The sequence below is a fragment of the Burkholderia sp. HI2500 genome (assembly GCF_002223055.1).
GTDB lineage: Bacteria > Pseudomonadota > Gammaproteobacteria > Burkholderiales > Burkholderiaceae > Burkholderia.
This window is the reverse complement of the sequence record NZ_NKFL01000006.1, coordinates 968039-985150: the sequence shown is the minus strand read 5'-3', so window position 1 is coordinate 985150 and position 17112 is coordinate 968039. Positions and strand designations below refer to the sequence as shown.

Below are 17112 nucleotides of genomic sequence, written 5' to 3'. Positions count from 1 at the left end.
ATGAAAGACGAACCCGACGGCGTCGCCCTGCCGAGCCGCGTCGTCCCCTTCCCGGCCTCGATCAGCGACGAAGCGCGAGCCGCGTTGCAACGTCTGGTCGGCAGCGACGGCGTGCCGCTGAACGCGCTGCACGTGATGCCGGCCCCGGACGATTTCGACGCATGGATGCGTGTGAAGGCGGCCGCCGACGCACACTACGCGGCCGCCATCGAGCAACTCGGCGGCCATCTGCGTTCGAGCGTGGAGACGATCCGGACCGGCGCGGCGGACGTGCATGTCGCCACGCCCGAAGCAGCGGCTTCCGGCGAATGCGCGTACATCGACCTGCACGGCGGCGCGCTGGTGCTCGGCGGCGGCGCCGCGTGCCGCGCCGGCGCGCAGATGCAGGCCGACCGGCTCGGCATTCGGTGCTACGGCGTCGACTATCGCCTGCCACCCGAGCATCCGTATCCCGCCGCACTCGACGATTGCATCGCGGCGTATGCGTACGTGCTCGAGCGCTACGCGCCGGAAAACATCGTCATCGGCGGACGCTCGGCGGGCGGCAACCTCGCCGCGGCGATGGTGCTGCGCGCCCGCGACGAAGGCTTGCCGCTTCCGGCCGCGCTGGTGCTGCTGTCGCCGGAAGTCGACCTGACCGAATCCGGCGACAGCTTCGAAACCAATCGCCTCGTCGATGTCGTGCTGCCGGCGTCGCTGATGCCGAACAACCTGCTCTACGCGAACGGCGCCGATCTCGCGCATCCGTATCTGTCGCCGCTGTTCGGCGATTTCTCCGCCGGTTTCCCGCCGACCTTCATCCAGAGCGGCACGCGCGATCTGTTCCTGTCGAACGCGGTACGCCTGCATCGCGCGTTGCGGCGCGCGCAGGTGCCGACCGAGCTTCACGTATTCGAAGGGATGCCGCATGGCGGGTTCATGGGCGCGCCCGAGGACAGGGAACTGAGCCAGGAAATCGCGCGCTTCGTGCATGCACATTTGCCGGCGTTGAATTGAACCCGTCGAGCGTCAACCGATGAACGGCAAACCCCACAAGGACGACATCAGCATCGGCCCGGATCGCTGGATCGAATTCGGCGATCTGTCGGGTGGCCACGCACATGCGGCCACGATCGACGCCTGTCTGGCAGAGGTCATGCCTTTGATCGATGCGCTGGAGACAAACTGTGTCGCCAAATGCTGCGGCATCGACGCGTTCGGTTTCTGGCCGGACGAGATCGAGGTTGCGGTGGCCACGCGGGATCGCGATGCGCTGGCGCGACTCGCCGACGATCTGCTGACGGTTCAGCATTCGATCGACGCGTTGCCGTCCGATTTCGTCGTCAGCACGCGAATGAACCAGTATTTCCGGAAAGCCGTCGTGGTCGAGTTGCTCGCGCATATTCGGACGACGGTCGACGCGATCCACGCGGCGCATCGGCCTAAATGACACCGCGTACACCCGCGACCACCTGAATCACGCCAAATACCGCGATCACCGCCGCCGACACGCGCGACAGCCCGTGCATGAACGCGAACGACATCTTCGTGCGCAATGCGGCGGTCGTACCGCTCAGGCACAGCCACCACGTCGCGGAACCGATGAACACACCGGCGACCATCAGCGCCACGGCCGGCCACATCGCCCCTTCCCGCGCGCCCGACAGCGGGCCGAGCGCCGCGAAAATCCCGACGAACGACAGGATCGTCATCGGGTTCGACAGCGTCAAGCCGAACGTCGTCACAAAATCACGCAGGACGGTCGTGCGCGGCAGATCGCGCTGCGCCGTCGACGCGGCCGGCGCCTGACGCGCGATGGTCCACGCCAGCCACACGAGGAACGCGCCGCCGCCGATTTTCAGGCCGACGGTCAGCATCGGGAACGCCGTGACGACACCCGCGATGCCGAGCGCGCCTAGCAGGCCGTAGATCGCATCGGCGCACGCGGCGCCGACGCCCGTCGCGAATCCCGCCTGAAAGCCGCGGCTCAGGCTGCGCTGAATGCACAGCATGCCGATCGGGCCGACGGGCACCGCAATCGACAGCCCCATCACGACGGACTTGATGAACAGCATCGCCTGCTCCTTGCAACATGCAACGGGTGGAACAGGCATCGTAGGGAAAGTCCCGTCATCGCTGAATGCGGTTTTTAAGGAAAAATGGCCACTCCGCCTTAAAAAATACCGCCGCGATGGACGATCTGGACTGGAAGGTAGTGACGCTGTTGCAGGCCAACGGCCGCATCAGCTACACGGAGCTGGCGCGCCAGGTGCACCTGTCGGTGCCGGCGGTGACGGAGCGCGTGAAGCGCCTTGAAGCGGCCGGTGTCGTCGAGGGCTACACGGCCCGGATCAATCCTGTCGCGGCCGGCTATCCGGTCAGCGCGCTGATCGGCATCACGGTGCCGCAACCGGCAAAAGCAAAATTCCTCCGGTTGCTGGAGACCATTCCCGAAGTCGTCGAATGCCATCACGTGACGGGCGCGGACTCGTACATGATGCGGTTCGCCGCGATCAGCATGACCCATCTCGAACAACTGATCGAACGCATCAACCTGTATGGCGAAACACGCACGTCGATCGTGATGTCGACGCCGCTGCCCGCACGCGGGCTGGCGCGGCCGCCGTCGCAGCGCGACGTCGTGCGCGATTGACGCATCGAGAGGCCCCGTCCGATCCGCTTCCCGCAGGGGATCATCAAGCCATTCTGGTTGGCGGTAACCGGAGGCCGATTGTCGGTTGGCCGGTTACCGCCATGACGATCTCAATCGATCGGTTACTTGCCGGCCAAGCCACCCAAGCCGCCGAGCAGGCCGCCCACCAGCCCCGTCACGGGTGCGAGCGGGTTGGAGAGACCGCCCAACGGTGAGCCGCCGCCCGTGCCCGTCGTGGAACCGTTGTGGACGATCGCCGTATTACCGCCGACCACGCTCGTCACCAGGCCCGCGACCGGCACCGCGCCGTTCGCACCGCCCGGGTTCACGAGGCCGCCCGCATTGGTCACGGTGTTGCCGACCGCGCGCACGAGGTCGCCGACGCCACTGACCAGCGGCTGGGGCGACGTGGACGTCACCTTCCATCCCGCCGACGTGATCGCGCCGCCGATCTGGCCGAGCAGGCCCGCGACGGGCTGCCCGAGGCCGGTCGCCGTGCCGACCTGCTGCGTGACCTGGCCGACGGTCGTGACGAGCGGCGTGATCGCCGTGCTGATCGCCTGCGTCGTCTGCTGGACCGGGCCCGACGACAGGGCCGCGCCGAGCATCGTGCCGCCCGTCTTGAGGCCACCGGCGACGGTATCGAGCAGCCCGCCGACCGGCGTCGTGAGCGGCGCCAACGGCGACAGCGGGCCGGTGCCGAGCGCCTTCACCGTGTCGCTGAGGCCGGTGACCGGGTTGCTGGTCGAGCCGACGATGGAGCCCAGCCCGGCGACCGTCGTGCCGACCGGGTTCGCCGTGAAGCCGGTCTGGCCGATGCCGTTGCTCACGGCGTTCGACGTGTCGCGGATGATCGTGCCCGCGCCCGCGACCGTGTTGCCAAGGCCGGTGGTCACGCCCTTGGTCGGTCCCGGCGGGCTCTCGCCGGAAATCGTGGCGCCGGCGTCGATGACGACCGCGCCGACGGCGCTGACGATGCCGTTCGTGCCGGGGGTGCCGCTGGTTCCGCTCGTCCCGCCGGTGCCACTGGTTCCACTCGTGCCACTGGTTCCACTCGTCCCGCTGGTTCCACTCGTCCCGCTGGTTCCACTCGTCCCGCTGGTTCCACTTGTGCCGCTGGTTCCGCTCGTCCCGCTCGTCCCGCTGGTTCCGCTGGTTCCGCTGGTTCCGCTGGTTCCGCTGGTTCCGCTGGTTCCGCTGGTTCCGCTTGTGCCGCTGGTTCCGCTGGTTCCACTCGTTCCGCTGGTTCCACTCGTTCCGCTGGTTCCACTCGTTCCGCTGGTTCCACTCGTTCCGCTGGTTCCACTCGTTCCGCTGGTTCCACTCGTTCCGCTGGTTCCACTCGCTCCACTCGTTCCGCTGGTTCCGCTCGTCCCGCTGGTTCCGCTGGTTCCGCTGGTTCCGCTGGTTCCGCTCGTCCCACTCGTCCCACTCGTCCCACTCGTCCCGCTCGTCCCGCTCGTCCCGCTCGTACTCGTCCCGATGGTGTTACCACCCGGCTTCGGCGCCGTAACATCGCTGCCGCCACACGCAGCCAGCGCGCAAGCCGCGGCAATGGCGGCGAGCGCAACGTTCGCCTTGATGAAATGATTTTGCATGGAAGCCCCCGTTCGCTTTTCAGCTCGATCATCCAGACAAGCACCTATCGTGCCATTGCGATCGGCATCAACGACGACTTCACACACACGCCGCACAGCCTCATCCCGACGGCCTTCCCGGGCGCGATGCAGGGCATCCGGGCCCGATCTCACGACCGCGACAACGCCTTGCGCCCCGGGTAACGCGTGCGTAACACGAGGCCCTGCGTTACGTAGCATCGCGCGGCGACAGACATCGTCCTGCCCTGTATCGCCATCATCCCAGCACGCGAAACTGCGCTGCCGCCGACATCGCGGCGATGGAACCGGAGCATTCCGTCCATCCGTTGAACGAGAATGCCGTCCGCCTGAAGCGCTCGCTTGGGGACGCAACCGGACTGACACAACTCGGCGTCCACCTGATGACCTTGATGCCCGGACACGAATCCACCGAATACCACCGGCATCTCTACGCGGAGTAATGCGTCTACGTGCTTTCGGGATCAGGCGAGGCAATCATCGATGGCCGGACCCATGCGATCGGCCCGGGCGACTTCATGGGATTTCCACGCGGCGGCGCCGCACACACGATGCTGAATACCGGCGATCTGCCGCTGGTCTATCTCGTGGCAGGCGACCGGCCGGAACACGACGTGTGCGACTATCCGAAGCTCGGCAAGTGGCTGTACAAGGCAGGCGTCAACAAGGTCTTCGTGGATCTCGGCAACGCCTCTGAGTGATGCACGCGTCGCCCGGCGAATCTCACACGACCAGCGACGCGACGATCGCACACCACAGCGCACTCGCACCGCACAGAAACACACGCCGCGCGACGAACATCCGCGATTCGTCGTCGGGGGTCTTCATCGGTGACGTGGCGAGAAACGGCACACTGACGAGGCACGCGAACCCGGCCAGCGCCGGCAGGATCACGACGTAGTCGCCGATCCGCCACGGCAGCGGCTCGTGCCAGCCCCAGTAGCCGAGAAACAGCATGCCCATCGAAAACATCGTCGCGGCGGCCGAACTGAGCGCGACCACCGATCCCGTCGGAAATTGCATGGCAGCCTCCCCTCGCGCGGCGTGCGCGACGCCGGATCATTATCCGGGCACGGCAGGAAAAAGCACAATGACGGCCGACGGACGGCAACGCTCATCCCGACGTCGAAGCCGACCAGCACGTCGAACGAGCGGAGCCCGATCCCGGTGGCCGGTTGCGCCTGCGGCGCGAGGATGCGGAAGAGGCGCTGACGATTGCGGCGATGCCGCATCGATGATCGTTGTCACGGATTGACAGCGATGGGTTTCGCGTGACGGAAGCGCCCGGCTTCAACCCGGCTTCTTCGCGGCCTGCATGACGGAGATCCAGCCCACCACCGCCGCGGCGACCCAGCAGCACGCGATCATCAGGTCGAGATCCATCCAGCCTTCGAAGTTCGTGTTGTTTTCGAAACTGCAGCGCTGATGGCCCCTGACCCACACACAGCCACTGATGAACTGCTGGATGTGCATATAAACGCTGTAGACGGCAAATGCCGACGCAATGACTGTGAGCCGCAAACGGACGTGCTTTTTCATGTGACGCGGATGCCGGTGGGAAAGCCTGTGCCGATCTTACGGCAACGGCAAGCTGCCCGGCAATCCGTCACATCCTGGGCCACCCGGCCGCCCGGCTGCCCGCTCACCCGTCGATCCGCCTGATCGTCCTCAGGCAGTCCGCCGCCAGTTGCTGATAGATGCGCGTACCGTTCGCCTTCGCGTCGATCTCCGCGTCGCTGAGCCGCCGCACGACGCGCCCCGGCACGCCCGCGAGCAGCACGCCGCGCGGCACGTCGTAGCCGGCCTTCACGAACGCGCACGCGGCGACGATCGTCGTCGCGCCGATCGTCGCGCCGTCCATCACGACCGCATTCATTCCGATCATCGTGTCGGGTTCGAGCGTCGCGCCATGCACGATCGCGCCGTGGCCGACGTGGCTGTTGACGCCGAGCCGGCACGTCTCGCCGATCCCGACGTGCAGCACGCAGCCGTCCTGCACGTTGCTGCCGCCTTCGACGACGATCGCGCCGAAGTCGCCGCGCAGGCTCGCATGCGGGCCGATGTAGCAGCGCGCGCCGATCGTCACGTCGCCGATCACGACCGCGCTCGGATCGACGTACGCGGACGGATCGATGCGCGGCCGCATCCCGTTGAATTCGAACAGCGGCATCGGTCAGAGCGCCGCGGCCGCTTCCGGCACGAGTGTGAACAGGTCGCCGACCACACCGTAGTCAGCCACGCTGAAGATCGGCGCTTCCGGGTCCTTGTTGATCGCGACGATCACCTTCGAATCCTTCATGCCGGCCAGATGCTGAATCGCACCCGAGATGCCGACCGCGATGTACAGCTGCGGCGCGACGATCTTGCCGGTCTGGCCAACCTGGTAGTCGTTCGGTACGTAGCCGGCGTCGACTGCGGCGCGCGAGGCGCCCAGTGCGGCTTGAAGCTTGTCGGCCAGCGGCTCCAGTACCCTCGTGTAGTTCTCGCCGCTGCCCAGGCCGCGGCCGCCCGACACGATGATGCTTGCGCTCGTCAGTTCCGGACGGTCCAGCTTCGTCACTTCACGGCTCACGAACTGCGACTTGCCGGCATCGGCTGCCGCTTCGATCTTATCGACCGACGCGCTGCCGCCTTCAGTTGCCACCGGATCAAACGCGGTCGCGCGCACCGTGATCACCTTGACCGGATCGCCCGACTGCACCGTCGCGATCGCGTTGCCCGCGTAGATCGGGCGCTCGAACGTGTCGGCCGAATCGACTGCCGTGATGTCCGAGATCTGCGCGACGTCCAGCTTCGCCGCAATGCGCGGCGCGATGTTCTTGCCGTAGGCCGTTGCCGGCGCAACGATGTGCGAGTAGCCGTTCGCGACGGTCATCACCGTCGCTTCGACGTTCTCGGCCAGACCGTCGGCCAGCTGCGGTGCATCGGCCAGCAGCACCTTCGACACACCGGCGAGCTTCGCCGCTGCATCGGCTGCCGCTTGTGCATCGTGTCCAGCAACGAGCACATGAACGTCGCCGCCGCCCACCACATTGAGCGCCTGTGCGGCCGCGACGGCATTCAGCGTCGCGGCCTTGATCGACGCGTTGTCGTGTTCCGCAATCACCAGAATCGTCATTTCTTTCCGCTCCCTGTTACAGCACCTTGGCTTCGGTCTTCAGTTTCTCGACCAGCGTCTGCACGTCCGGCACCTTCACGCCGGCTGCACGCTTCGGCGGCTCGTTCACCTCGAGCACCTTCAGGCGCGGCGTCACGTCCACGCCGAGGTCGTCGGGCTTCACGGTTTCGAGCGGCTTCTTCTTCGCCTTCATGATGTTCGGCAGCGTCACGTAGCGCGGCTCGTTCAGGCGCAGATCCGTGGTGACGACGGCGGGCAGTTGAAGCGACAGCGTTTCCGCACCGCCGTCCACTTCACGCGCGACCGTCGCACGGCCATCGGCCACCACAACCTTCGAGGCAAACGTCGCCTGCGGCAAACCCGCCAGCGCGGCCAGCATCTGCCCGGTCTGGTTCGAATCGTCGTCGATCGCCTGCTTGCCGAGGATCACCAGTTGCGGCTGCTCCCTGTCGACCAGCGCCTTCAGCACCTTAGCGACCCCAAGCGGCTCGACGCCTTCATGCGATTCGACGAGGATCGCGCGATCCGCGCCGATCGCCAGCGCCGTGCGCAGCGTTTCCTGCGCCTGCGCGACGCCGACCGACACGGCCACCACTTCCGTCACGACGCCGGCCTCCTTCAACCGCACGGCCTCTTCCACCGCGATCTCGTCGAACGGGTTCATCGACATCTTCACGTTCGCGACGTCGACGCCCGTCCGGTCGGATTTCACGCCGACTTTCACGTTTGCATCGACCACGCGTTTCACTGCCACGAGCGCTTTCAACTGCCTGTCTCCTGTTCCGTTGCGTGCGCCGCGCCGCGTCAGCGCGCGGTAAAGCCGCCGTCGATCACGAGCTCCGCGCCTGTGACGTAACGGCCCGCCGGCGACACGAGATACAGGATGCCGGCCGCGATGTCGCGCGGGCTGCCGATCTTCGCCATCGGCACGTTGGTCTGCATGTACTCGAAGGCGCGATCGGGGTCCTGCCCCATCTGGCGGAACGCGTCCTCGAGCATCGGCGTGCGGATATAGCCGGGATGCACCGAGTTCGCACGGATGTTCTTCGCCGCGTACAGCATCGCATCGACCTTCGCCATCATCCGCACCGCCGCCTTCGACGCGTGATACGCGGGCACGTCGGGCCCGCCGACGATCCCGTACATCGACGACAGGTTCACGATCGAGCCGCCGCCGGCCGCGTCGATATGCGGAATTGCCGCACGTGTGCACAGGAACACGCCGTTCACGTTCACGTCCTGCACGCGCTGCCATTGCGCGAGCGTGAGCTCGTGCGTCGGCACGTTGTGGCCTTCGATGCCCGCGTTGTTCACGAGCACGTCGAGGCGCCCGAAGCGCGCGACGATCTCGCCGAACACGCGCGCCACGTCGGCTTCGTGCGTGACGTCGAGCGACCAGAACGCGGCCTGGCCGCCCTGCGCTCGGATTTCCTCGACCAGCGCTTCCGCCGGTTGCGACAGCACGTCGAGAATCGCGACGCTCGCGCCGGCGGCCGCCAGCGTGCGCGCGGTCTCCGCGCCGATGCCGCGCGCACCGCCGGTGATCGCGGCCACCTTGCCGCGCAGGTCGAACAGGTCTTCGATGAGCTTCATGTCGTCTCCAGGTTCCAGGTATTTGTTCAGACAGGCAGGCCGCCCGCATCGAGGCCGGCCTTCAAGGGCATCCGGCGTTATCGCGTATTCCGCGTCGCAAGAAAATCGAGGCATTCCCGATTGAAATAGTCGGCGTGTTCCACCATCACCCAGTGGCCGCACCGGTTCATCAGCACGAAGCGCGCATCGCGGCAGCGTTCGAGGAACTTCAGCGCGCCGCCGACCGGATTGAAGCGATCGTCCGTGCCCCAGAACCCGAGCACCGGCGTACGCAGGTCGCCGAGCGCGTCGGTCAGGTTCGGCACGCTCATCGTCGACAGCACTTCGGTCGGCTGTTCGACGCACACCTTCATCCGCTCGGCGACGAGCGCGTCGGTGACGATCGCCGGGTCGTGCACGAGCAGCGTCAGCAGCTCGCGCATCGTGTCGTCATTCATCTGGCGGTTGGTGAACAGCTTCACCATCCGCTGGATGCCCTCCATCCGGAAATAGGTGTCGCGATCCTCGACGCCGCCCGGCGCCATCATGATCAGCCCGTCGACGTCGTCCGGGTAGTCGAGCGCGTACTTCAGCGCGATCGCGCCGCCGAGCGAGTTGCCGAGCAGCACGGCCGGCCCGATGCCGAGCGCGGTCAGCTGCGCATGCAGCGCGCCGACGAAGAAATCGAGCGTATAGGCGACGTCGGACGGCTTCGACGACTGCCCGTAGCCGGGCAGGTCGACGACGATCGCGCGATAGCCGGCCGCCGCGAACGCGGGCACGTTGTGCTTGAAGTTGCTGAAACCGCTGGCGCCCGGGCCGCTGCCGTGGATGAACACCACGGGCCGGCCTGCGCCCGCCTCGTAGTGGTGCAGGCGCAGGCCGCCCGGCACGTCGGTGAAGCTGCCGGCCGGCGGCGTCGTGAGGATCGTCATCGCGGGTTGTCTCCTTCGTCGTTCGATGGCTGTCTGCCACGATGATTGCGCCGCCGGCGCCGGCCGGCATCATCCTTTCAGACTACGAAGCCGCGCGCGCTTCTTCCTATCATCGGCCCACCGAAACGGAGGCAACGATGAACGGATTCGACTACAGCGGCAAGACGGTGCTCGTGACGGGCGGCACCAAGGGCATCGGGCGGCGCATCGCCGAACGGTTTCTCGCGGCGGGCGCGCGCGTGTTCGTGTGCGGACGCAGCGCGCCCGACACGCCGCCCGCGGACGGCAGCCGCACGGCGACGTTCGTCGCGGCCGACCTGCGCGACATCGAACAGGTCGACGCGATGCTCGCGACGATTCGCGCGGCGGCCGGCCGCCTCGACGTGCTCGTCAACAACGCAGGCGGCTCGCCGTTCGCGCTCGCGGCCGATGCATCGCCGCGCTTCACCGAATCGATCGTGCGGCTGAACCTGATCGCGCCGCTGCAGCTCGCGCAGCGCGTGAACGCGATCATGCAGCCGCAGCCCGAAGGCGGCGTGATGCTGTTCATCGCGAGCGTCAGCGCGTCGCGTCCGTCGCCCGGCACGGCCGCATACGGCGCCGCGAAAGCCGGCCTCGTCAACGCGGTCACGTCGCTCGCGGTCGAGTGGGCGCCGCGCGTGCGCGTGTGCGCGATCAGCCCGAGCCTCGTGCAGACGGAATCGGCCACCGAAGGCCACTACGGCGACGACGATGCGCTCGACGCGATCCGCGCGACGATTCCCGCCGGCCGGCTCGCGACCCCCGACGACGTCGCCGCCGCGTGCCTGTTCCTCGCATCGCCCGACGCGTCGTACACGTCGGGTGCAAACCTGCGGCTCGACGGCGGCGGCGAGCGGCCCGCGTTCCTGTCGGCCGCGCAGGTGGCCGCACGTTGATGCACGCACGGCAAATCGGTGCCGCACGAATCGTTGCCAGTCCTAGGGCCTGTTCACGCTAATAACGGGCTTGCGAACGTGCCTTTCCGCCCGCAGTGCAAGGAGAGAGGAGGCGCAATAGCCGTAGCTATTGCAACGACGAACGACGCCGCAATGCGGGCGGAAAGGCACGTTCCCCTGTTTGGAAAAATTCTCTCGTGGGGCTGGCCCCCAGAAGGGCCGATCGCCGCGTCATGCTCCTTGCGAATACGTTGAGTATTCGCTTCGTCGCATTCCTTGCGCTCGGCCCTTCTGGGGGCCAGCGCAAGCCCGTTATTAGCGTGAACAGGCCCTAGGGAAGTCATCTAGTTCATTTTGACGATTCCCTGCTACCGCGATCTCCCTACTCTGCCTCTCACGACAACACACACAGTCGACCGTCGTCGATACCCCAAGAGGAGACACCATGCATCAACGGATTTCGCGCCGTACCGACAAGCGGGCAGCCGCCACGCTGTCGACGCTGGCCGCCGCGCTGCTCGCGTGTGCCGCTCCCGGCGCACATGCAGGCAGCACGATCGAGCTGGGCGCCGACACGACGCTGGACTACACGTTCACGCTCAGTTACGGCCTCGGCATGCGCACCCGCGCACCGAGCGGCAATCTCCTCACGCCGGCGAACATCAACGGCGACGACGGCGACCGCAACTTCGCGAAGAACAAGCTGATCGAGAACCAGGTCAGCCTGCTCGGCGAAGTGAACCTGAAGCACGACGACTGGGGCGTGTTCGTGCGCGCCGACACGTTCTACGACCAGGCGTATCGCCGCCCGAACTACAACGACGCGCCGGGCACCGTGAACCAGTCGGGCCAGTACAACAACTTCACGAGCGACGCGCGCTACTGGTCGGGCGGCCACACGACGCTGCTGGCCGCATACGCGTACAACACGTTCAAGATCGGCTCGACGAGCCTGAACGTGAAGGTCGGCGACCAGGTCGTCGCGTGGGGCGAAAGCCTGTTCTTCCCGAACATCGCCGGCGCACAGGGGCCGTCCGACGCGACCAAGTCGTACATGGCCGGCGCCGAAGTGAAGGACATCCTGCTGCCGGTGCCGCAGATCTCGACGCAGTGGCAGATCACGCCGAACTTCAGCCTGCTCGGCTACTACCAGTTCTCGTATCAGCAGAACCGGCTGACCGCGCCCGGCACGTACTGGAGCTATTCGGACGTCACGGGCCCCGGCGCGCAGTTCATCATCGGCCCGGGCGGGATGATCATTCCGCGCGGCCCCGACGACAAGCCGAGCGCGCGCAACCAGTGGGGGATCGGCGCGCGCTTCCGCGTGCTCGGCGACACCGAGCTCGGCCTGTACCACCTGCACTACAACGACATGAACCCGAGCGTCGTCACGACCTACTTCCCGACGCTCCAGTACCAGCAGAAGTATTTCAGCAACATCAAGCTGACCGGCGCGAGCTTCTCGACGCAGGTCGGCCCGGTGAACGTCGCGGGCGAAGTGTCGTACCGCCAGGGCGCGGCCGTGCTCGTCAACACGCCGGCGGGCCCGCAGCCGACCCGCGCGAACGTGCTGCAGACGAACCTGTCCGGCATCTACTCGATCGGGCCGAGCTTCCTCGCGAATTCGCAGTCGCTGATCGGCGAACTCACGTACGTGCATGCCGGCAGCATCTCCGAGCTCGACGGCTCGACCACGCTCGCGAATTCGCGCAACGCGCTCGCGATGGAGATCGCGTGGACGCTCAGCTACAAGAACGTGTTCAACGGCTGGGATCTCGACGTGCCGCTGACCTACACGCACGACCTGACGGGCACGTCGCCGCTCGCCGGCGCGCTCGGCTCGCTGACCGGCCAGGGCGACCACCGCGTGACGGCCGGCGTGACCTTCACGCGCCTGAGCAACCTGCAGCTGTCGCTCGTCTACGCGAAGTTCCTCGGCTCGCCGAACCCGGTCACGCGCCCGCTCGCGGATCGCGACTACGTGCTGGCCACGGCGACCTACCACTTCTGAGCGGCCCGGCCGCTCGTCATTCAGCACTATGAGGATCGATATGAAACGCATTCATCTCCCCCTCCTGCGCGCGTCGGTGATGGCCGCGTGCGCGGTCGTCGCGACGGCGTCGTACCCGAAGGTCACGCCGGACGACCTGAAGGCGCTCGACGGCCCGCTGACGCCGATGGGCGCGGTGCGCGCCGCGAGCAAGGACAGCGGCGTGCCCGAGTGGTCGGGCAAGTGGCTCGGCACGCCGCCGGACGTGCAGTACAAGCGCGGCAACCGCTACCCCGATCCGTTCGCGGGCGAGAAGCCGGTCGCGACGATCACCGCGGAGAACATGGCGCAGTACGCCGAGCACCTGACCGACGGCCAGAAGGCGATGTTCAAGCGCTACCCGGCCACGTTCAAGATCATCGTCTATCCGAGCCATCGCGACTTCCGCTACGCGGATGCCGTGTACAAGGACATCCGCACGTACGCGCCGGATTCGACGATGACATCCGACGCGAACGGCCTCACGAACGCGCCGCCGACGGTGCCCTACCCGATCCCTAAAACGGCCGCCGAGCTGCTGTGGAACCAGCGCTTCTCGTCGGCGATCGGCGCCGAGCAGGCGACCTACGACCAGGCGGTCGTGTACTCGGACGGCAACATCGCATGGGGCAAGGTGCGCTACGACATCTACTCGCCGCGCAACGCCGGCAAGTACGACGTGAAGAGCGACCTGAACAACCGCACGTACTACCGCAACGCGACGGAGCTGCCGCTGTCCGACCGCGGGTCGCTGATCGTCGGCTTCACGAACTGGGACAAGGCCGGCGCGGACAACTCGTCGCGCACGTGGATGTACAACCCGGGCACGCGGCGCGTGCGCCAGGCGCCCGAGTACGGCTACGACCAGCCGCAGGGCCCGGGCGGCTTCCGTACCGTCGACGACGACCGCCTGTACAACGGCCCCGGCGACCGCTACGACTGGAAGATCGTCGGCAAGCGCGAGATCTACGTGCCGTACGACAACTACAAGGCGATGGACAGCTCGGTGAAGTACGCGGACCTGCTGACCAAGGGCCACGAGAACCCGTCGTATATTCGCTACGAGCTGCATCGCGTGTGGGTGCTGCAGGCGACGCTGAAGAGCAACTACCGCCACCAGTATGCGAAGCGCGTGCTGTACATCGACGAGGATTCGTGGATGACGCTGCTCGCCGACAACTACGACGCGCGTGGCCAGCTGTGGCGCACCAATGTCGCGACGACGCTGTACGCGTATGACGCGAAGGTGTTCTACCCGGGCGTCGTGTTCTTTCATGACCTGATCTCCGGCGCGTACATGGCCGACCGCCTGACGAACGAAGGCCCGATGCCGAAGCTCGACAACAGCCCGCAGTTCAACGAGGCGTACTTCTCGCCGGACGCGATCCGCAGTTCGGGTAACTAAGCAACCCGCCGACGCGGCACGCCCGCGCCCCACGCGCCGGAGCCTCGCTCCGGCGCCCGGCGCCGCCCGCGACGGCGGCCTGTTCCATTCGATTCATTCGAGATTCGAGGGCCCTTTCATGTCTTCCCGCCTGCATACGACGCTCGGCGACGAGCTGTACGCCGCGTGGCACGCGCGTGCGCCGGTCGCGCCGCTGTCGAGCCGCCCGCGCCGCCTGTCGCTCGACGACGCGTACCGCATCCAGCAGCGCTTCATCGAACGCCGCATCGAACACGGCGAGGCCGTGGTCGGCAAGAAGATCGGCGTGACGAGCCAGGCCGTGCAGGACATGCTGAACGTGCGCCAGCCCGATTTCGGCATCCTGCTGTCGGGCATGCACTACGCGGCCGGCGAAGCGATCGCCGCCGATTCGCTGATCGCGCCGCGCGCCGAGGGCGAGATCGCGTTCATCCTCGCGCGCGACCTGCGCGGCCCCGGCATCGACCGCACCGACGTGATCGCCGCGACGGCCGCCGTCGCGCCCTGCTTCGAGATCGTCGATTCGCGCATCCGCGACTGGGCGATCCGCATCGAGGACACCGTCGCCGACAACGCGTCGTGCGGCGTGTACGTGCTCGGCGATGCACGCGTCGATCCGCGCACGCTCGATCTCGCCGCGTGCGAGATGACGATCGACAAGAACGGCGAGCAAGTCGCGCAGGGCCGCGGCGACGCGGCGCTCGGCCACCCCGCCGACGCGGTCGCGTGGCTCGCGAACACGCTCGCCGCGTACGACGTGCCGCTGCTCGCCGGCGAGATCGTGCTGTCGGGCTCGCTCGCGAAACTGATTCCGGTCACGGCCGGCGACGCGCTGTCGATGCACATCTCCGGCATCGGCAGCTGCGACGTCCGCTTTATCTAAAGGAAAAATCCTGATGAAGAAAATCAAATGCGCACTGATCGGGCCGGGCAACATCGGCACCGACCTGCTCTACAAGCTGCGCCGCTCGCCGGTGCTCGAACCCGTGTGGATGGTCGGCGTCGATCCGGCGTCCGACGGCCTCGCGCGGGCGCGCGAGTTCGGCCTGAAGACCACCGACAAGGGCGTCGACGGGCTGCTGCCGCACGTGGCAGCCGACGACATCCGCATCGCGTTCGATGCGACGTCGGCGTACGTGCACCGCGACAACTCCGACAAGCTCACCGCGCTCGGCGTGAAGATGATCGACCTGACGCCCGCCGCGATCGGGCCGTATTGCGTGCCGCCGGTGAATCTCGACGCGCATCTCGACAGCGCGCAGGCGAACGTGAACATGGTCACGTGCGGCGGCCAGGCGACGATCCCGATGGTGTACGCGGTATCGCGCGTGCAGCCGGTCGCGTACGGCGAGATCGTCGCGACCGTGTCGTCGCGCTCGGTCGGCCCCGGCACGCGCAAGAACATCGACGAATTCACGCGCACGACGTCCGGTGCGATCGAACAGGTCGGCGGCGCACGCAAGGGCAAGGCGATCATCGTGATCAACCCGGCCGAGCCGCCGCTGATCATGCGCGACACGATCCACTGCCTGACCGACGGCCCGCCCGACGTCGATGCGATCACCGCGTCCGTGCATGCGATGGTCAAGGAAGTGCAGCGCTACGTGCCCGGCTATACGCTGAAGAACGGCCCCGTGTTCGACGGCAATCGCGTGTCCGTCTTCATGGAAGTCGAAGGGCTCGGCGATTACCTGCCGAAATACGCGGGCAACCTCGACATCATGACCGCCGCCGCGGCCGCCACGGCCGAGCGTTTCGCTGAACAGATGCTGGCCGCGACGGCCGCCACCGCTTGAGTTGAGGAGCCACGCGATGTCACTTGCAGGCAAGAAGATCACCGTCCACGACATGTCGCTGCGCGACGGGATGCACCCGAAGCGCCACCAGATCACGCTCGACCAGATGCGCAACATCGCGCGCGGGCTCGACGCGGCCGGCGTGCCGCTGATCGAGGTCACGCACGGCGACGGGCTCGGCGGCGCGTCGGTCAGCTACGGGTTCCCCGCGCACACCGACGAGGCATACCTGAGCGCCGTGATTCCGGAGCTGAAGCAGGCGAAGGTGTCGGCGCTGCTGCTGCCGGGTATCGGCACCGTCGAGCATCTGCGCATGGCGCACGCACTCGGCGTCGGCACGATCCGCGTCGCGACGCACTGCACCGAGGCGGACGTGTCGGAGCAGCACATCGGCCTCGCGCGCACGCTCGGGCTCGATACGGTCGGCTTTCTGATGATGGCGCACATGTCGTCGCCGGCGCAGCTCGTCGTGCAGGCGAAGCTGATGGAGTCGTATGGCGCGAACTGCATCTACATCACCGATTCGGCCGGCCACATGCTGCCGGATGACGTGACCGCGCGGATCAGCCAGGTGCGCGACGCGCTGAAGCCGGAGACGGAGCTCGGCTTCCACGGCCACCACAACCTCGCGATGGGCGTCGCGAACTCGGTCGCCGCGGTTGCCGCCGGCGCGAACCGGATCGATGCGGCCGCGGCCGGCCTCGGCGCCGGTGCGGGCAACACGCCGATGGAAGTGTTCGTCGCGGTGTGCGACCGGATGGGGATCGAGACGGGTGTCGACGTGTTCGCAATCTCGGACGTCGCCGAGGATCTCGTCGTGCCGATCATGGACGCGCCGATCCGCCTCGACCGCGATGCGCTGACGCTCGGCTATGCGGGCGTCTACTCGTCGTTCCTGCTGTTCGCGAAGCGCGCGGAAGCGAAGTACGGGATTCCCGCGCGCGACATCCTCGTCGAGCTGGGGCGGCAGCGGCTCGTCGGCGGGCAGGAGGACATGATCGAGGATGCGGCGCTGACGATGGTGCGGGCACGGGCAGTGGCGGCCTGAACGAACGCGGCCGGCCATCGTCCGGA

Annotated in this window: 19 protein-coding genes and 1 pseudogene; 11 read left to right on the top strand and 9 right to left on the bottom strand. The window is 67.0% G+C overall.

Annotated elements, in window-relative coordinates; genetic code table 11:
- Window positions 1-996, top strand: a complete 996-nt coding sequence (locus tag CFB45_RS22210) for an alpha/beta hydrolase (RefSeq protein WP_089427395.1) — start codon at window positions 1-3, stop codon at window positions 994-996.
- Between the two features lie 19 nt (window positions 997-1015).
- The gene (locus CFB45_RS22205; RefSeq protein ID WP_089427394.1) at window positions 1016-1429 is read left to right on the top strand and encodes a DUF6331 family protein; all 414 of its coding nucleotides are present in this window, start codon (window positions 1016-1018) and stop codon (window positions 1427-1429) included.
- Here CFB45_RS22205 and CFB45_RS22200 read toward each other — a convergent pair.
- Window positions 1422-2054, bottom strand: coding sequence for a LysE family translocator (locus CFB45_RS22200; protein WP_089427393.1), 633 nt, complete (start codon window positions 2052-2054; stop codon window positions 1422-1424). The two genes, CFB45_RS22205 and CFB45_RS22200, sit on opposite strands and share 8 nt — an antisense overlap.
- A gap of 116 nt (window positions 2055-2170) precedes the next feature.
- Here CFB45_RS22200 and CFB45_RS22195 point away from each other — a divergent pair, with 116 nt between their 5' ends.
- Window positions 2171-2632 (top strand): Lrp/AsnC family transcriptional regulator, encoded by a 462-nt coding sequence (locus tag CFB45_RS22195; protein ID WP_089427392.1) that lies wholly within the window; start codon window positions 2171-2173, stop codon window positions 2630-2632.
- 122 nt (window positions 2633-2754) lie between these two features.
- Here the strand turns inward: CFB45_RS22195 and CFB45_RS39890 are convergent, their stop codons facing one another.
- The gene (locus CFB45_RS39890) at window positions 2755-3564 is read right to left on the bottom strand and encodes a collagen-like triple helix repeat-containing protein (protein WP_256978441.1); all 810 of its coding nucleotides are present in this window, start codon (window positions 3562-3564) and stop codon (window positions 2755-2757) included.
- 176 nt (window positions 3565-3740) lie between these two features.
- Here CFB45_RS39890 and CFB45_RS39885 point away from each other — a divergent pair, with 176 nt between their 5' ends.
- Together CFB45_RS39885 and CFB45_RS22180 are read left to right on the top strand one after the other, a co-directional pair.
- Window positions 3741-4145 carry a hypothetical protein gene (locus tag CFB45_RS39885; RefSeq protein ID WP_256978448.1) on the top strand — a complete coding sequence of 135 codons (405 nt, stop codon included), beginning with the start codon at window positions 3741-3743 and terminating at the stop codon, window positions 4143-4145.
- Window positions 4146-4529: 384 nt separating this feature from the next.
- Window positions 4530-4949, top strand: a pseudogene (locus tag CFB45_RS22180) (cupin domain-containing protein).
- Window positions 4950-4971: 22 nt separating this feature from the next.
- Here CFB45_RS22180 and CFB45_RS22175 read toward each other — a convergent pair.
- The 7 genes from CFB45_RS22175 to CFB45_RS22145 all read right to left on the bottom strand — a co-directional run bounded on the left by CFB45_RS22175 (window position 4972) and on the right by CFB45_RS22145 (window position 9873).
- Entirely contained in the window at window positions 4972-5271 is a 300-nt protein-coding gene (locus CFB45_RS22175) for a hypothetical protein (protein WP_089427389.1), read from the bottom strand.
- A gap of 267 nt (window positions 5272-5538) precedes the next feature.
- Entirely contained in the window at window positions 5539-5787 is a 249-nt protein-coding gene (locus CFB45_RS22170) for a hypothetical protein (protein ID WP_089427388.1), read from the bottom strand.
- A 103-nt stretch (window positions 5788-5890) separates the two neighbouring features.
- Window positions 5891-6418, bottom strand: a complete 528-nt coding sequence (locus CFB45_RS22165; RefSeq protein WP_089427387.1) for an acyltransferase — start codon at window positions 6416-6418, stop codon at window positions 5891-5893.
- 3 nt (window positions 6419-6421) lie between these two features.
- A complete protein-coding gene (locus CFB45_RS22160; RefSeq protein WP_089427386.1) occupies window positions 6422-7366 on the bottom strand; it encodes an electron transfer flavoprotein subunit alpha/FixB family protein in 945 nt (314 codons plus the stop codon).
- A gap of 16 nt (window positions 7367-7382) precedes the next feature.
- A complete protein-coding gene (locus CFB45_RS22155) occupies window positions 7383-8132 on the bottom strand; it encodes an electron transfer flavoprotein subunit beta/FixA family protein (protein ID WP_089427385.1) in 750 nt (249 codons plus the stop codon).
- Between the two features lie 38 nt (window positions 8133-8170).
- The gene (locus tag CFB45_RS22150; protein ID WP_089427384.1) at window positions 8171-8959 is read right to left on the bottom strand and encodes an SDR family NAD(P)-dependent oxidoreductase; all 789 of its coding nucleotides are present in this window, start codon (window positions 8957-8959) and stop codon (window positions 8171-8173) included.
- A 77-nt stretch (window positions 8960-9036) separates the two neighbouring features.
- The gene (locus CFB45_RS22145) at window positions 9037-9873 is read right to left on the bottom strand and encodes an alpha/beta fold hydrolase (RefSeq protein WP_089427383.1); all 837 of its coding nucleotides are present in this window, start codon (window positions 9871-9873) and stop codon (window positions 9037-9039) included.
- A 137-nt stretch (window positions 9874-10010) separates the two neighbouring features.
- On the opposite strand from CFB45_RS22145, the gene CFB45_RS22140 reads away from it, so the two are divergent.
- The 6 genes from CFB45_RS22140 (at window position 10011) to dmpG (ending at window position 17086) form a co-directional block, all read left to right on the top strand.
- Entirely contained in the window at window positions 10011-10790 is a 780-nt protein-coding gene (locus CFB45_RS22140; RefSeq protein ID WP_089429089.1) for an SDR family oxidoreductase, read from the top strand.
- Window positions 10791-11235: 445 nt separating this feature from the next.
- Complete coding sequence (locus CFB45_RS22135; RefSeq protein ID WP_089427382.1) at window positions 11236-12801, top strand: DUF1302 domain-containing protein; 1566 nt, start codon at window positions 11236-11238, stop codon at window positions 12799-12801.
- 40 nt (window positions 12802-12841) lie between these two features.
- Window positions 12842-14224, top strand: a complete 1383-nt coding sequence (locus CFB45_RS22130; RefSeq protein ID WP_089427381.1) for a DUF1329 domain-containing protein — start codon at window positions 12842-12844, stop codon at window positions 14222-14224.
- A 118-nt stretch (window positions 14225-14342) separates the two neighbouring features.
- A complete protein-coding gene (dmpE, locus tag CFB45_RS22125) occupies window positions 14343-15125 on the top strand; it encodes a 2-oxopent-4-enoate hydratase (RefSeq protein WP_089427380.1) in 783 nt (260 codons plus the stop codon).
- Between the two features lie 13 nt (window positions 15126-15138).
- A complete protein-coding gene (locus CFB45_RS22120; protein WP_046547936.1) occupies window positions 15139-16038 on the top strand; it encodes an acetaldehyde dehydrogenase (acetylating) in 900 nt (299 codons plus the stop codon).
- Between the two features lie 16 nt (window positions 16039-16054).
- Window positions 16055-17086: a 4-hydroxy-2-oxovalerate aldolase gene (gene dmpG / locus CFB45_RS22115; protein WP_089427379.1), complete on the top strand. Its 1032-nt coding sequence runs from the start codon at window positions 16055-16057 to the stop codon at window positions 17084-17086.
- The last annotated feature ends 26 nt before the right edge of the window (window positions 17087-17112 follow it).

What these genes read in the sequence shown, in the direction of transcription:
- CFB45_RS22210 (WP_089427395.1), top strand. Translation starts at nt 1, where the DNA reads ATGAAAGACGAACCCGACGGCGTCGCCCTGCCGAGCCGCGTCGTCCCC.
- CFB45_RS22205 (WP_089427394.1), top strand. Translation starts at nt 1,016, where the DNA reads ATGAACGGCAAACCCCACAAGGACGACATCAGCATCGGCCCGGATCGC.
- CFB45_RS22200 (WP_089427393.1), bottom strand. Translation starts at nt 2,054, where the DNA reads ATGCTGTTCATCAAGTCCGTCGTGATGGGGCTGTCGATTGCGGTGCCC.
- CFB45_RS22195 (WP_089427392.1), top strand. Translation starts at nt 2,171, where the DNA reads ATGGACGATCTGGACTGGAAGGTAGTGACGCTGTTGCAGGCCAACGGC.
- CFB45_RS22175 (WP_089427389.1), bottom strand. Translation starts at nt 5,271, where the DNA reads ATGCAATTTCCGACGGGATCGGTGGTCGCGCTCAGTTCGGCCGCCGCG.
- CFB45_RS22170 (WP_089427388.1), bottom strand. Translation starts at nt 5,787, where the DNA reads ATGAAAAAGCACGTCCGTTTGCGGCTCACAGTCATTGCGTCGGCATTT.
- CFB45_RS22165 (WP_089427387.1), bottom strand. Translation starts at nt 6,418, where the DNA reads ATGCCGCTGTTCGAATTCAACGGGATGCGGCCGCGCATCGATCCGTCC.
- CFB45_RS22160 (WP_089427386.1), bottom strand. Translation starts at nt 7,366, where the DNA reads ATGACGATTCTGGTGATTGCGGAACACGACAACGCGTCGATCAAGGCC.
- CFB45_RS22150 (WP_089427384.1), bottom strand. Translation starts at nt 8,959, where the DNA reads ATGAAGCTCATCGAAGACCTGTTCGACCTGCGCGGCAAGGTGGCCGCG.
- CFB45_RS22145 (WP_089427383.1), bottom strand. Translation starts at nt 9,873, where the DNA reads ATGACGATCCTCACGACGCCGCCGGCCGGCAGCTTCACCGACGTGCCG.
- CFB45_RS22140 (WP_089429089.1), top strand. Translation starts at nt 10,011, where the DNA reads ATGAACGGATTCGACTACAGCGGCAAGACGGTGCTCGTGACGGGCGGC.
- CFB45_RS22135 (WP_089427382.1), top strand. Translation starts at nt 11,236, where the DNA reads ATGCATCAACGGATTTCGCGCCGTACCGACAAGCGGGCAGCCGCCACG.
- CFB45_RS22130 (WP_089427381.1), top strand. Translation starts at nt 12,842, where the DNA reads ATGAAACGCATTCATCTCCCCCTCCTGCGCGCGTCGGTGATGGCCGCG.
- dmpE (WP_089427380.1), top strand. Translation starts at nt 14,343, where the DNA reads ATGTCTTCCCGCCTGCATACGACGCTCGGCGACGAGCTGTACGCCGCG.
- CFB45_RS22120 (WP_046547936.1), top strand. Translation starts at nt 15,139, where the DNA reads ATGAAGAAAATCAAATGCGCACTGATCGGGCCGGGCAACATCGGCACC.
- dmpG (WP_089427379.1), top strand. Translation starts at nt 16,055, where the DNA reads ATGTCACTTGCAGGCAAGAAGATCACCGTCCACGACATGTCGCTGCGC.